The organism is Caballeronia sp. LZ032, assembly GCF_031451315.1.
Lineage (GTDB): Bacteria > Pseudomonadota > Gammaproteobacteria > Burkholderiales > Burkholderiaceae > Caballeronia.
The window spans coordinates 359,001-375,435 of the sequence record NZ_JARUXP010000002.1 but is presented as its reverse complement, the minus strand read 5'-3'; the positions used below and the strand labels follow the sequence as shown (position 1 = coordinate 375,435).

The window sequence follows — 16,435 nt, the reverse complement described above, 5'->3', positions numbered from 1 at the left end:
ATGGTGGGAACCGCGGCCTTGGCGCGCCGCTGTGTTTTGGCAGGTTCAAACGGAGCCGGCGATCCCGCGCAAGCGTTCCACGACGCTCGCGTGCAAGGCCGGATGATGGACGATGGCGCTGTGCGTCGCATCGATGCCGATCTCCTCGACTGCCGCGCTCGTGTACGGCCGCCAGTCGCGCTTGCGCTCGGCGGAGGTATCGCGCGCGGCGCGCCAGAACGTCACCGGCACGTCGATGCGCGGCAGCGCGTGCGCCAGCCGCAAACGGTAATGCAGGTCGTCGAGCGCGGCGGTGCGGTCAAACAGCGCACGCAAACGCGCGCCGTCCGGCTGGGCGTCGAGCCAGGCGGACAGGGGATCGCCTGCCTCGGCGGCTTCGGGGAGATCGTTCGTATGCGTCGCCGTATCGAGCAGGCCGAGGAAATCGACTTCATGGCCGCGCGCACGCAACAGTCCGGCCACGCTCAGCGCGAGCCGTCCGCCGAACGACCAGCCCAGCAGACGGAACGGCCCCGCGCGCTGCACGCCGAGCATCTGCTCGACGCAGGTCTCGGCGAGTGCTTCGAAGGACTTCGCGTTCTGAAAGTGCTCGTCGGCGAGACCCGGCGAACGCAGCGCGATCACCGACGCCACGCCTTGCAGCGCCGCGCCGAGAAAGCGGTATTCGCCGACCATGCCGAAGCCCGGATAGAAGCAGAACAGCGTGAGCGGCGCGCCGCTCGCGTTGAGCGGCTGCACGCACGCATCCGCCGACGGGCACAGCATCGCCTCGGTGATGAAGCGTTGACGCCAGAGCTCGAAGGCTTGCTGATTGTCGTCGTCCGTGGCGACAGAGGCGCTCTGCGTGAGTCCGTCGAACAAAGGCAAGGCCGCTGCGCGCGCGCTCACGGCGACGCCACTGTCCGCGTCGTCGGCCAGCGTGCGTACGTGTGCGTCGAAACTCGCGACGATGCGTTCGAGCCGCTCCTCGTCGATCACCGTTGCCGCCGCGCTCCAGTCCACCTTCAGGCAGCCGTCCGCGATCAGGCCGTTCAGGTCGAGCACATGACGCGGTCCGGCGGCCACGCTGCCGCGCGTGCCATGGCCGCTGTCCTCCGCCGCGAACGCGAAGCGCCCTTCGCTCAGGCGTTCCTCGAAGCGGCCCAGATAGTTGAAGCCGATGGTCGTCGGCGACAGCGCGGCCAGCGTCGCGCGGCTTTGCTCCGTCCCGGCGTAGCGGAACAGGTTGTAGTGCAGGCCATCGGCGGGCACGGCGCGCAGGGCCGATGCCAGCGCACGCCGCGTCGCGCGCGGATGAGCGAGCGCGGTCACGCGCAGCGGAAACTGCGTCGTGAACCAGCCGACCGTGCGGCTCAGGTCGAGACCCGCGACGCGCTCCGTGCGGCCATGCCCTTCCATCTCGACCACCACCGGCAACGCCGGCAGATGCTCGGCGCAGGCATGCGCGAGCGCGGCGAGCAGCACTTCGTCGATGCGCGCGCCCGTGCCGGTCAGACGTCGTGTGGATGCGGCATCGAGAATCCAGTCGAGATGACGGGTGGCGTCGTCTTGTGGCGTAGCGAAAGAGGTGTCGTGGCCCAGCTGCGCCTGCCACCACGCCAGCTCACTCAAGTGTTCCGGCAAGCGCGCGTAGTCGGCAAGCGCCGCGTTCCACTGCGCCCAGCTCGTGGACGGCGCGGGCAACGCAGCATCGCCGCCCGGCGTGCGTGCGGCTTCGTAGGCCGTCATCAGGTCATCGAGCAGGATGCGCCACGACACGCCATCGACGACCAGGTGATGAACCGCGATCAGCAAGCGCGAGCCGTCCGGCGTCGCGATACACGCGGCCCGCAACAGCGGACCGTTATTCAGATCGAGACTGTCGTGCACGCGTTCCGCGATCGCTTCGATGCGCGCCGCCGGATCTTCCGAAGCGCGCAGGTCTTCGACGATCAACGCCTCAGCGGCAAACGCGCCCGCCGACGATGCCGCTTCGATCGTCTGCGTCCACACCTGCCGCGCCGTATCGAAACGGAAGCGCGCCCGCAACGCGTCGTGGGCCTCGATCAACGCGGCGAGCGCCGTGCGCAACGCGTCGGCGTCGAGCGCTTCGGCCGCGCGCAGCAGCACCGCCTGGTTCCAGCGCGACGGCGCAGCCGGGAAGCGTTCGAAGAACCAGTGCTGCATCGGGGCAAGCGGCGCATCGAGCGGGCCGCTCGGGGTCTGCGCGGCGGCCGCTTGCGTATCGGCGGGACGGGCGACGCGTGCCAGCAGGCGCACCGTCGGATGCTCGAACACCTGGCGCGCCGTCACCATCCAGCCGGCGCTGCGCGCCTGGGCGATCACGCGCAGGCTCGAAATCGAGTCGCCGCCGAGTTCGAAGAAATGATCGGTCACGCCGATATCCTCGCGCCCCAGCACGGTCTGCCAGACGGCCAGCAAAGCCGTCTCGACGACACCCTCCGGCGCGGCCGAGCCGGTCTCCAGCAACGCATCCGGGTCGGGCAGCGCACGGCGGTCCAGCTTGCCGTTGGGCAGCGTGGGCAGCGCGTCGAGCCGCATGCACGCGGACGGCACGTGCGACGCCGGCAAGGTCGCGGCGAGCGCGGCGCGCACGTCATCGGCCTCGATGGCGGCGTCTGCCAGAGTTGTGAAATACGCGACGAGCCGCTTGCGCGTACCCTCGCCGCGCACCTCGGCAATCGCTTCGCGCACACCGTCGATACGACGCAGCGCCACTTCGATTTCACCCAGTTCGATGCGATGCCCGCGCAGCTTCACCTGCTGGTCGATGCGGCCGAGAAAGTCGATCACGCCGTCGGTCCGCGCGCGGCACAGGTCGCCGCTGCGATACACGCGCGCGCCGGGCGCGCCGTACGGGTCCGGCACGAAGCGCTCGGCGGTGAGCGCGGCGCGGCCGAGATAGCCTTGCGCGAGCGTCGCGCCGCCGATGCACAGTTCGCCCGGCGCGCCGGGGGGCGCGCGATTGCCGTCGGCATCGGCGACATAGGCGTGACGCGACGGATAGCAGCGCCCGATTGCGACGATTGCATGATGCGTGTCGTCGCGCGTCACCGGATGATGCATGCACGCGACGGTGGTTTCGGTCGGACCGTAGAGATTGTCGATGGCAACGTGCGCGAGCGGTCCTTCGTACCAGCGTTGCAGCGCGTCGCCGGGCAGGCCTTCGCCGCCCACGGTGATCTGCCGCAGCGCGATGCGTTCGGCCGGCGGCAGCGCGATGCGCCATTGCTGCCACAGCGCGGTGGGAATGCGCGCGAAGGTCACGCGCTCGTCGATCAGCGTGCGGTTCAGCGTGTCGAGTTCCCACGCACGCGGGCCGCGCATCACGACGCGTCCGCCCATGATGAGCGCGGGCAGCAGCTCGTGCAGCGCGACATCGAAATTGATGGTCGACGATTGCAGCACGACATCCGTGTCCGCGATGCGGTGGTCGTGCAGGAAGTCGTCGAGATGCAGCGTGAGCGAGCGATGCGAGATGGCGACGCCCTTCGGCGTGCCCGTCGAGCCCGAGGTGTAGATCACATAGGCGAGCGCATCGCGGGCGACGGTCCATGCGGGCGTCGCGGCCTGCGCGGTGTCATGAGCAGCCTGCGCGCAGAGGGCGCGCTGCGCCGCAAGCAGATCGCGCCAGCGTTCGCGCGTCGACGGATCGGCGACGATGCGTTCGAGCCGCGCGTCGTCAATCATCGCGCGCAGACGCGCTTCCGGGTATTCCGGATCGAGCGGCACGAACGCGCCGCCCGCCTTCAGCACGCCGAGCAGCGCCGCCGGCAGCGCCAGCGAACGTTCGAGCAGCAGGCCGACGCGCTCGCCCGGCGCAAGCCCGTCCGCGCGCAAGGCGAGCGCGATGCGGTCCGCCCAGGCATCGAGCGCCGCGTAGGTCAGCGATTCGCCTTCGCAACGCAGCGCCACGCGGGTCGGGCATGCGCGCGCCCGCTGCGCGATGCGCAGGTGAACCGGTTCGGTGCTGCGGGCGATGTCGTCGGCATGTGTTTCCGGCGTGCGTTGCACGGCCAGGTCGCCGATGCGGCACGCCGGCTGCGCCGCGACCCGTTCGACGAGCGCCGCGAAATCGTCCAGCATGCGCTGCGCGGTCGCGGCGATGAAACGATCCTGCGCATAGGTCAGCGCCAGTTCCACGGGCTGGCCCGCGCCCCGGTCCCGCGCGTTCAACGCGAGATCGAAGCGCGCGGTGACGGCGGCATCCGCGATCGATTCGACGCGCAGTCCACCTGTATCGCCGGCGATGACATCTTGCGGCGTATCCACGGCGAGATCGAACATCACCTGGAACAGCGGCGAGCTATCGAGATTGCGCTCGACGCCCAGCGCCTCCACCAGCCGCGCGAACGGCACGTCCTGATGCGCCTGCGCTTCGAGCACGCGGTCGTGCAGGCCGCTGAGCATGGCATCGAAAGTCTGCGCGGGTTCGAGGTCCGCCCGGACGATCAACGTGTTGACGAAGAAGCCGACCAGATGCTCCAGCTCACTGCGCGCACGCCCCGCCGCCGGCACGCCGACCACGACCGTACGCTGCCCCGAATAGCGATACAGCAGCACGTCGAACACGCCGAGCAGCACCGTGAACAGCGTCGTGCGCCGCTCGCGCGCAATGCGCCGCGCGACATCGGCCAGGTCCGCGCGCAGCGTCAGCCGCGCCAGACCGCCATCGTGAGAGCGCGTCGCGCGCGGCGGGACATCGCGCGGCAAGGTCAGCGCGGCGGGCGCGCCGTCGAGCCGCGTGCGCCAGTAGTCCAGGTGTCGGGCGAGCGCGTCGTCGGCGCTCCATTCGCGCTGCCACAGCGCGTAGTCGGTCATCTGCACGGGCAATGACGGCAACCCTGCTCCGCTCTCGTCGCGATACAGCGTCAGCAGGTCGCGGAACAGGACCTGCATCGACCACGCATCCGCAACGATGTGATGCACGACCAGTTGCAGCACGCACTGCTCGTCGCTGGTCTCGAACAGCCCGACTCGCAGCAGCGGCCCGCGCGTCAGGTCGAACGGCTCGCAGGCGAACGCGCTCAGCACCGCGCCTTCATCTTCGATGCGCGTCCGCACGAACGCACAGTCGGCGTCTTTGGCGGCGTATTGCATCGGCACGCCGTCCTGCGCGTCGAAGCGCAGGCGCAAGGCTTCGTGACGCCGCACCAGTTGTGCGAGTGCGCGTTGCAGCGCGGCGACGTCGAGCGCGCCCGACAGCCGCAGCGCATGCGCGATGTGATAACCCGCGTGATCCGGATCGAGACACCACAGGAACCACAGCCGCTCCTGCGCGGGCAGCAGCGGAAAGCGCGCGGGACGCGGCGCGAGCGGCACGACCGGCAGCGCGCCCGCGTCGAGGCCCTGGGCGCGCGCACGCGCCCGGAACAACGCGCGCTTGTCCTCGGCGAGCAACGCGTATTGCTGCGCGAGGCGCAAGGCGTCGGGGCGGCGCGGAACTTCGGTGGCGCGGGGAGTGTCGAGCGTGTCGGTCATAGCGAATCCATCAGGTCCTGCAACGCATCGAGCGTGTCCGCGCCGGAAGCACCGGCGGTGGGGGCATCGCGATCCAGCCTCGCGGCCAGATCCGCGAGCACCGGATGCTCGAACAGCAGCGTCAGTTCGATCTTGCGGCCCAGCGTCTCACCGGCACGCGACGCCACGCGCACGGCCAGCAGCGAGTGGCCGCCGAGCACGAAGAAATCGTCATCCAGCCCGACGCGCTCCACGCCAAGCACCTCGGCCCAGATCTCGCACAGCAGCGTCTCGGTGGCGGTGACAGGCGGCCGGTAGCCATCCTTCGACGTCGCGCCCAGCAACGGCAGCGCCTTGCGATCGAGCTTGCCGTTCGCGGTGAGCGGCAGCGCGTCGAGCCGTTCGATCTGCGCGGGCACCTGTTGCGGCGGCAGACGGTTGGCGAGCAGCGTCCGCAATGCGCCCGGTTCCGCGCGGCCCGTCACGAACGCGACGAGCCGGCGCGCCGTGCCTTCGCCCTGCACCTGGCACACGGCGTCGTCGACGCCATCGAGCGCGCGCAGCGCCGCTTCCGTGTCGCCCAGTTCGATGCGGAAACCGCGCAGCTTGGTCTGCTGATCCGCGCGGCCTAGATAGTCGAGCTGGCCGTTGCGGCGCACGCGGCACAGATCGCCGGTGCGGTAGAGGCGCGCACCCGGCGCGCCGTGCGGGTCCGGCACGAAGCGCTCGGCGGTGAGCCCGGCGCGCCGCGTATAGCCGCGTGCCAGATTGTCCCCGCCGATGCACAGTTCGCCGATGCCGTTTTCCGGCACCGGATTGCCATCGGCGTCGAGCACCATCAGGGACGTGTGTTCGAGCGGCGCGCCGAGCGTGACCGGCGTACCCGCCGCCAGCGGCGCGGCGCTCGACCAGATGGTCGTTTCGGTCGGTCCGTAGAGATTCCACAAGCTCACGCCGCGCGCATGCAGCGCGGCGGCGAGATCGGCGGGCAGCGCTTCGCCGCCGCACAGCGCGCGCAACGGCGCGGCGCGCTGGCCTTGCCAGCCGCCGTCGAGCAGCACGCGCCAGCCCATCGGCGTGGCCTGCATCACGCTCGCCTTCGACGCCTCCAGCAGCGCCGCCAGCCGCCTGCCGTCCGCGATCGTCTCGCGAGTGGCGAGTTCCACTGTCGCGCCCGTGAGCAACGGCAGATACAGCTCCAGCGCGGCGATATCGAAAGACAGCGTGGTCACGGCGAGCCACACGTCATCGGCGTCCAGGCGCAGGCGCGTCTGCATGCTGTCGAGGAAACGCGTCAGCGCGCCATGCGGCACCGCGACGCCCTTCGGCTTGCCTGTCGAGCCCGAAGTGTAGATCACGTAGGCGAGTTGCCCGGCGTGAACCGGCGCCAGCGTTTCGACAAGGCCGGGCGCGTCGTCGTCACGTTCGACCGCAATCAGCGCGTGATCGCCTGCGATCTCCGCGAGCCGGTCGCGGCCGGCGGCATCGGCGACGATGCAGGCGAGTTGCGCATCGTCGGTCATCACGGCCAGATGCGAGACCGGATAGTTCGGATCGAGCGGCACATAGGCCGCGCCGGTCTTCATGACGGCGAGCGTCGCCACCAGCATGTGCGGCGAACGCGCGATGCACACGCCCACCCGCGCTTCGACTCCCACGCCCTGCTGCAACAAGCGTTGCGCGAGACGGCCGGCGCGTGCATCGAGTTCGGCGTAGGTGAGCGTCGCGCCCTCGCAGCGCACGGCGATGGCATCCGGCGTGCGGCGCGCCTGCTCCGCGACGCGCACATGCACCGGCACGAACGCGGCATCGGCGTGTTGCGCGCCGCGTTGCGCGACAGCCTGCGCGGCGAGCGGCAGATCGCGCAGACGCACGGCGTCCTCGCGCACGATGCCTTCCAGCACGCCGATGTAATCCCGCGCGATGCGTTCCACCGTGGCCGGATCGAAGATATCGGCGGCGTAGCTGAACGTCAGGCCCGTGCGTTCGCCAACCGACACGTTCAGGCTCAGATCGAACTGCGCCGCCGAACGCCGCGTGCCCACCGCGGACCAGCGCAGCCCCGTTCCGGCGTGCCGCTCGAAGGGACTCGCGGGCACGTCGAGATTGAACATCGCCTGGAACAGCGGCGTCTGGTTGGCGGCGCGCACCGGCTGCAACGTATCGACGATCTGCGCGAACGGCACATCCTGGTTCGCATGCGCCTCGAGCACGCGTTGCCGGACCTGCGACAGCAGCGCATCGAAGCGCGCCGCACCGGACACTTCGGCGCGGATCACGGCAGTGTTCACAAAGAAGCCGATCAGCGCTTCGGTCTCCACCTGTTCGCGCCCGCCGAGCGGAATGCCGACGCGAATCTCACGCTGGCCGCCATAGCGATGCAGCAGCGCCTGGAACGCCGCGAGCAGCGTCATGAACACGGTGGCGTCGTGACGGCGGGCGTAGCGTTGCAATGCATCGGCGAGCGAGGCGTCGAGCGCCGTTTCCACTTCGCCGCCGCGTGCGCTGCGCACGGCCGGACGAGGACGGTCGGCGGGCAGTTCGAGCACCGGCTGCTCGCCGCCGAGTTGCGCGCGCCAGTAGTCGAGCTGCTGGCCGAGCGCGGCGGCATCGAGCGACTCGCGCTGCCACACGGCGTAATCGGTGTACTGGACCGGCAGCGGCGCAAGCGCGGGCTTTTCCCCCTCACGCAGCGCCCCGTACACGGAGAGCATTTCGTCGATCAGCAGGTTCATCGACCAGCCGTCCGCCGCAATGTGATGCACCGTCAGCGCGAACACATGCGAGCCGTCGCCGAGCCGTGCAAGCCGCGCACGCAGCAGCGGGCCGCGCGCAAGATCGAAGGCGCGGTCCGCGCCCTCGCGCAGCCAGGCGGCGAGCGCCGGGTTCGTGTCATCGACGGCATCGGGGAACATGGACTCGGACCACTCGGCGCCGATCGCTTCATCCACCACGAGCCACGGCGCGCCATCGCGCTCCTCGAAACGGCTATGCAGGATCTCGTGCCGCTCGACGACCGCATCGAGCGCCGCGTGCAGCGCGCGCGCATCGAGGGCGCCGTCGAGCCGCACGGCGAAGGACAGGTGATAGGCGGGATTGTCGGGCGTCAGGCGCCACAGGAACCACAGGCGCTCCTGGCCATGCGTCGGTCTGGCTTCCCGTCGATGCAGACGGCGCACCGGCTCGCGCGCCTGCTTCGACAGTCCGTCGAGCGCTTCGGCCAGCGCACGCAATTGCGGATGCTCGAACAACAGGCGCAGCGGCACTTCGCGGCCGAGCGCGCGTTGCAGCCGCGCCGCGACTTGCAGCGCGAGCAGCGAATGGCCGCCGAGCGCGAAGAAATCGTCGTGCGCGCCCACTGGCGCGCTGCCCAGCACGCTCTGCCAGATGTCCGCGAGCAGCGTTTCCGTGCCGTCAGCGGGCGCGACATGGCCCGCGTTGCGCGCGTCGATGTCGGGCAGCGACTTGCGGTCGAGCTTGCCGTTCGGCAGGGTCGGCAGGACGTCGAGCATCGCGAGGGCCGACGGCACCATGTATGCGGGCAGCACGTCCGCCAGCGCGTCGCGCAATGTTGCGTCCGTCAGGCTTGCGTTGCTGGCGGGCACGACATAGCCCAGCAGCCGGCGCGCTTCCTGTTCGCCGCGCACGATCACGACTGCCTGCGCGACGCCCGGCTGCGCGCTCAGCGCGCGCTCGATCTCGCCCAGTTCGATGCGATAGCCGCGCAGCTTCACCTGCTCGTCGATGCGTCCCAGGAACGCGACGCCGCCATCCGGCAGCCAGCGGCAGAGATCGCCGGTGCGATACAGACGTGCGCCCGGCGTGCCGGCCGGATCGGGCACGAAGCGCTCGGCCGTCAGCGCCGCGCGGCCGAGATAGCCGCGCGCGAGCGTCGCGCCGCCGATGCACAGTTCGCCGCTGCCGCCTTCGGGCACGGGCTCGCCGTCGGCATCGAGAATGCGATAGTGACGCGACGCCCACGGCAGCCCCACCGGCACCGCGACGCTCTCCGCATGCGCCGCCGTGACGGCTTCGCCGGAGGTCGTCACCGTGGCTTCGGTCGGGCCGTAGGTGTTCACCAGCGTCAGGCCGCCGAGCGGCCCGGCGCACCATTGCGCGACCGCCGCGCCGGGCAGCGCCTCGCCGCCGACCGTCACGCGCCGCAGGACGAGGCCTGACAAGTCAGCGGGTGCTTGCTGCGGCAGATGCTGGGTCCATTGCTTCCAGTAGCCGGTCGGCAGATCGGCCACCGTGATGCGCCGCTCGCGCAGCACGCGCGTGAATTCGTCCGCGCTCCACAAGGCCGGCCCGCGCACTTCCAGCGATGCGCCCGCCGCCAGCGTCGCGAAGACATGTTCCACCGCGCCGTCGAAGTTGATCGTCGCGAACTGCAACGCGCGATCCGCGGCGCTCAGGCCGTTCTCCGCGATGAAATCGTCGAGATGCAGGCTCAGCGCGCCATGGCTGATGCCGACGCCCTTCGGCTTGCCCGTCGAGCCCGACGTGTAGATCACGTAGGCCAGTTGTTCGGGATGCGGATCGGTGGCGTTCTCAAGTTCCGGCCAGCCGTCGGTCTGGTCGATGCGGATTGCCGGGCAATCGCTCAGTTCGGCATGCAGCGCGTGCGTGCCCGCATCGGTGACGAGCGCGGCGAGTTGCGCATCGTCGATCATGTCGCGCAGGCGTTCGCGCGGATACGCCGGGTCGAGCGGCACATAGGCAGCGCCCGCCTTCATCACGCCGAGCAGCGCCGCGATCATCCCCGCCGAGCGTCCGACCAGCACGCCGACGCGCCCCTCACGCCGCACGCCTTCAGCGTCGAGCCGCGCCGCGATCCGGTTCGACCACGCGTGCAATTCACGATACGTCAGCGAGACGCCGTCGCAATGCACCGCGAGCGCCTCTCCTTGCCTCCGCACCCGCTCCTCGAAGCGCGCGATGAACGGCCGGTACGCATGTGCCGCCGTGCCTTCGGGCACGCCGCGCTGCAGGTCGCGGCCAGGCACGCGCAGCAGGCCGAGCGTGGCGTCGCGGGAAGCCGTATCCGCGATCTGCCGCAGCAGGCTCACATAGGCGTCGCGCACCTGTTCGAGCGTCGCGTCCGGCAGACGCCGCGCGTCCCAACTCCATTCGAGCGCAATGCGCTCGCCCGGCACGATGCCCAGCGTCAACGGGTAATGCGTGCGCTCGAACGACTCCGACGCGCTCACGCTCAGGCCGAGCGAGCCGTCGTTCAACGCGGCATCAACGGGGAAGTTCTCGAACACCAGCAGCGAATCGAACAGCACGCCGAAGCCCTGCCCGGCCCATTGCTGGATCGACGGCAACGGCGTATGGCCGGCCTGCCGCAACTCGACGTTGGCGGCTTGCAGGTCGCGCAGCCAGTCGGCGAGCGGCCGGTTCGACGGTACGTCCACCCACAACGGCAGACTGTTGATGAAGAGGCCCTGGATGGCATCGGCGCCCGGCAGATCGGCGGGACGTCCCGCCACCGTCACGCCGAACGCCACCTGCCGCCGGTTGCCGAAGCGCGCCAGCAACAGCGCCCACGCGCCCTGCACCAGCGTATTGAGCGTCACGCCACAGACTTGCGCCGCCTGCGCCAGCGCCGCGCCGAGCGTGGCGTCGAGCCGGTCGTCGCGACGATGGAACGCGCTTTCCGCCGCGTTTTCCGCCGCGTTTTCCGCCGCGTTTTTTGATTCGGCCATGCGCGTGGCGGGCACGCTGTCCAGCAGCAACGCCGGACGATCCGCGCGCGCAATCTGGCCGCGCCACCAGACGTGCGCATCCGGCTGCGCGCGCAGCCATTCGACATACGCGCGATACGGCACGACCGGATCCAGCACGAGCGGCTCGCCCCGGCTCGCCGCCCGATAGGCGCGGCCCAGTTCGCTCAGCAGGCGCGCGCTGCTCCAGCCGTCCGCGAGCGCGTGATGGTTGATCCACGCCAGATCGTGCGCGCCGTCCGGACGCCGGAACAGCGCGACGTGCAGCAAGGGCGCGGCGTCGAGGTCGATCAGTTGCGGCGCGCGATGCTCGAACCAGTCGGTGAAGGCGGTCTCGTAATCGTCGCGGCTGCACCAGTCGTGCACCGCGAAGAACGGCTGCACCTTCGCCTGCACGACCTGCAACATGTCGCCGCCATGCGCGCGCGTGAAGCGCGTACGCAGCACCGCATGCCGCGCGACGACGGCATCCCAGGCCGCGCGCATCGCGTCGATGTCGAGCGCGCCGTGCAGCGTCAGGCGCTTGCGGTTCACGTAGGCATCGCGCTTCAGCAGGCTGTGGAACACCAGGCCTTGCTGGAGCGGCGTCGCCGGATAGAGGTCTTCGACCTCATCGGGCGCGATGCCGAGCGCATCGAACTCGTCCTGAGTGAGCGCGGCCAGCGGGAAATCGCTGGCGGTGGCGCGCGGCGGCGTCGCGGCGCAATGCGCGACGAGCCGCGCGACTTCGGCATCGAAGGCTTGCTTCAGCGCTTCCACTTGAGCCTGCGGCAGCACCGCCGGATCGTAGCGCCAGCCGAACGACAGACAGCCATCGACGATCATGCCGTTCAGATCCAGCGGATACACCAGCGCTTCGTCATCGGGTTGCGGATCGCCGCCGTTTTCCGTCGCGAAGCTGAAGGCGCCATCGGCGGCGAGGTTCTGGTCGAACTGGCCGAGATAGTTGAAGCTCACGCCCGGCACGGGCAGGTCCGCGAGCGCGGCGGCGTGGTCGCCGTAGGCGTGCAGCCAGCCCCACGACGCGCCGCCGTCCGGCAGCGTGCGCAGGCGTTGCTTCGTCGCGATGAGCGTGGCCGCATCGTCGGGATGCGCGCGCAGCCAGACCGGATAGCGCGTCGTGAACCAGCCGACCGTGCGGCTCAGGTCCACATCGTCACGCGCGGCGGCATCGCGGCCATGGCCTTCCAGCGCGATCAACGCGCCCGTGCCGCCGAACACCGTCGTCATCGCGCGTGTCAGCGCAGCCAGCAACAGCTCGTCGATACCCAGCCGGTACGCGCGCGGCGCGGCGCGGCGCAAGGCATCGGTGGCGGCGGCGTCGAGGCGCCAGTCGAGCACGCGGCTCGTGGCCGTCGTGCCCTGCGCGGGCGCGAGCGTCCGCCGGGCGTCGCGCATCACGTCGAGCCAGGCGGGCAAGGCCGCTTGCAGCTTCGCGTCGGTGATCGACTCGCGCTGGGTGACGACCCATGCGCTCCACGGCGTCGCCGCTTCGACCGCCGGTTCGCGGTTCGCACGCGCGGCGTCGTAGGCCGTCTCGATGTCGCGCAGCAGGATGCGCCACGACACGCCATCCACGACGAGGTGATGGATCACCAGCAGCAGTCGGCCGCTGTCCGGTGTCCGGAAATACGTGGCCTGCAACACGCGGCCCGCCTGCGGGTCCAGTTGCCGCTGCGCGTGCTGCGCCTGCTCGGTCAGCGCGGCGCGCCAGTCGGACGCGTGATCGCGCAGGTCGTGTTGCTTCAGCAGATCGGCCGGCACTGTCGCGCTCACTTGCTGACGCCAGCCATCGGCATGTGGTTCGAAACGCAGCCGCAATGCGTCGTGACGCGCCACCACCGCTTGCAGCGCGCGTTCGAGCGCGGCCGTGTCGAGTTCGCCGCGCACGTGCAGCAGCACCGACTGGTTCCAGTGCCGTTCGCCCTGCGGATGACGCTCGAAGAACCACGACTGGATCGGCGTGAGCGGCAACGGTTCGACGATCTCCTCCGCCACCGAGTGACTCTCCAGCGGCTGCATCACGGCGGCGAGACGCGCGACGGTCGGATGTTCGAAGACCTGTCGCGGCGTCACCAGCCAGCCCTGCGCGCGCGCCCGCGCGATCAGTTGCAGGCTCAGGATCGAATCGCCGCCGACCGCGAAGAAATCGTCGTCCACGCCGAGATCGTCGCGGCCGAGCACCGCCGCCCACAGCGCGAGCACGATGCGCTCCGCCTCGTTGCGCGGCGCGATGCGCTCGCCCTGCGCGACCAGCGCAACCGGCGGCAGCGCGGCCCGGTCCACCTTGCCGTTCTGCATGACCGGGAGCGCGTCGAGCACGGCGATCGCGGACGGCACCATCGCGGCCGGCAGTTCGTGCGCCAGCGCGCGTCGCAGTGCGGCGTCGTCGAGTTGCTGCTTGCCCACCACGTACGCGACCAGATGCGGCGCACCGGAATCCGTGACCAGCACGACGACCGCACTCGCCACGCCCGGCTGACGGCGCAACGCGGCCTCGATCTCGCCCGGCTCGATACGGATGCCGCGCAGCTTGATCTGCTGATCCAGCCGTCCCAGAAAATCGATCGCGCCATCCGCGCGCATCCGGCACAGATCGCCGGTGCGGTACAGGCGCGCGCCCGGTTCGGACGGATCGGGCACGAAACGCTCGGCCGTCAGCGCGGGCCGGTCGAGATAGCCGCGCGCGAGCGTATGTCCGCCGATGCACAACTCGCCCAGCGCGCCGACCGGCGCTTCGTTTCCATCGCGGTCCAGCACGCGCGCCGTGCGCGATGCGTAAGGCACGCCGATCGACACCACCGCCTGCGTCACGTCGCTGGCCGTGGTCGCGCGGAACATGCAGGCGACGGTGGTTTCGGTCGGGCCGTACAGATTCGCCAGCTCGATGTGTCCGAGCGGCCCGCTGCGCCATTGCGCGAGCGCGTCGCCCGGCAGGCCTTCGCCGCCGACCGTGATCTGCCGCAGCGCCGCGAGCGCCTCGGGCGCCGGCGGCGAGCGCAGCCATTGCTGCCAGTACGCCGTGGGCAGGCGCGAGAACGTGACGCGCGCGTCGATCAAATGACGGCTCGTCGTATCGATGTCCCACGCCTGCTGGCCGCGCATTTCCACCTTGCCGCCGCGCAGCAGCGCGGGCAGCAGCTCGTGGAGCGCGACATCGAAGTTGATGGTCGACGATTGCAGCACCGTATCGTCCGCACTGATGGCGTGCGCCGCCATGAAGTCGTCGAGGTGCGACGCAAACGCGCCGTGGCTGATGGCGACGCCCTTCGGCCGTCCCGTCGAGCCGGACGTGTAGATCACGTAGGCGAGTTGCTCCGGATGCGGCGCGATGGCGTTGAAAACCGGCGCGCTCGAAGCGTCAGACGGACGCACGCCCACGTCGAGCGCCACGCGCCCCGCGAACAGCGCGCCGCATTGCGCGAGCGCGGCGGCATCGGTCAGCACGATGCGCACGCCTGCATCGTCCATCATCATCGCGAGACGGTCGGCGGGATACGCGGGATCGAGCGGCACGAAGGCGCCCGGCGAACGCAAGGTGCCAAGCAGCGCCGCGACCATCGCGACGGAACGCGTCATGCAGATGCCCACGCGTTCGTCGGCGCGCAGGCCTGCGTCGGCCAGCCGCCGTGCGATGTCCGCCGCCCACGCGTCCAGTTCGCCATAGGTCACGCGCTCGCCTTCGCAATGCACCGCGAGCGCATCCGGCACGCGCGCGACGCTTTGAGCAAAGCGCGCCGACACCGGCTCGAAGGCCTTCTTCGGCGGCAACGCGTTCTGTCCGCGCGTCAGTTCGAACGCACCGAGCGGCCGCGCCGCATCCTCCGCGATCTGTTCGAGCAGACCCACGTAGTGATCGAGCATCTGGCCGATCAGCGCCGGATCGAACAGGTCTTCCGCGTAGACCAGCGCCACTTCCAGACCCTGCGCCCGCTCGCGGGCTTCCAGCACGAGATCGAAGCGGGCGGTATCGGTGGCGATGTCGTGCGTCGCGACGTCGAGGCCCGGCAGGCGCAGGCTGTCGCGCTCCGTGCCGAGGTAGTTGAACATCGCCTGGAACAGCGGCGTGTGGCCGAAGCTGCGCTGCGGCTGCAAGGCTTCGACGAGCTTCGTGAACGGCAGGTCCGCGTGCGCCTGCGCTTCGAGCACGCGATCGCGCACGCGTTCGAGCAGCTGCGCGAAGCTCGCGACGCCCGCGAACTCGGTACGCACGACCAGCGTGTTGACGAAGAAGCCGATCATGTCCGCCACTTCGGGCCGGTCGCGCCCGGCCACCGGCACGCCGACGCGAATATCCGTCTGGCCGCTGTAGCGCGCGAGCAGCAGGTCGTAGGCGGCGAGCAGCGTCATGAAGAGCGTGGCGTCGGCGGTCAGGGAGACGCGTCCGAGCGCTTTTTGCAACGCCGGCGGCACCATCCGCGCGAGCCGCGCACCCGCACCGCTGCGCATGCCGGCGCGCGTGTGCGCGTGCGGCAGGTCGAGCACCGGATGATCGTTGCCGAGACGCGCGCGCCAGTAATCGAGCTGGCGCGCGAGCGTGTCTTCGTCGAACCATTCACGCTGCCATTGCGCGTAGTCGCCGTATTGGATGCTTGCCTTGTCGGGTTTTTGATGCGGCGTGCCTTCGAGCGCATCGCCATAGGCCGAGGCCAGTTCGCTCACGAACACTTCCGTCGACAAACCATCCGCCACGATGTGATGCAGCGCGAAGTGCAGAACCTGATCGTCCGGCGCGAGCCTGAACAAACTCGCGCGCAGCAGCGGGCCGCTTTCGAGATCGAACGGCAGCGCCGAACGGCGGGCCAGTTCGGCGTCCAAAGATGCGTTGACGGCAAGGTCCAGCGCTTCCCAGCCGTAGTCGCCCGAGCCCGTCCGCTGGAACGGCACGCCGCCCGTCTCGCCAAAGCGCTGGCGCAGGATTTCATGCGCGTCCATCACGCGGTCGAGCGCACGGCGCAGCGCGGTTTCGTCGAGCCTGCCGCGCAGCCGCACCGCGCCCGTCACGTTGTAGGCCGCGCTCGACGGCTCCAGACGCCACAGGAACCACAGACGCTCCTGTGCATGCGACAGCGCGAAGCGGCGCTCGTTGTCGGGGAAACGCGAGATCGGCAGACGTGCGGCGTCGAAGCCGCCGGCCTTCAGCCGCTCGCGGAACGCCGCGCGCTTGTCCGCAGGCAACGCGGCATAGGCCGCCGATATCGACAGCATTTCCTTCGACACTTCGCGGGCAATCTCAGTCATGAATAATG

The 16,435-nt window shown here is 70.1% G+C and carries 2 protein-coding genes; both read right to left on the bottom strand.

What is annotated here, in order from left to right; genetic code table 11:
* Positions 1-45: 45 nt before the first annotated feature.
* Positions 46-5,481 carry a non-ribosomal peptide synthetase gene (locus QCE69_RS17275; RefSeq protein WP_309932060.1) on the bottom strand — a complete coding sequence of 1,812 codons (5,436 nt, stop codon included), beginning with the start codon at positions 5,479-5,481 and terminating at the stop codon, positions 46-48.
* Positions 5,478-16,427, bottom strand: a complete 10,950-nt coding sequence (locus tag QCE69_RS17270) for a non-ribosomal peptide synthetase (protein ID WP_309932059.1) — start codon at positions 16,425-16,427, stop codon at positions 5,478-5,480. Before QCE69_RS17270 ends, QCE69_RS17275 begins: the two co-directional genes overlap by 4 nt.
* Between the last annotated feature and the right edge of the window lie 8 nt (positions 16,428-16,435).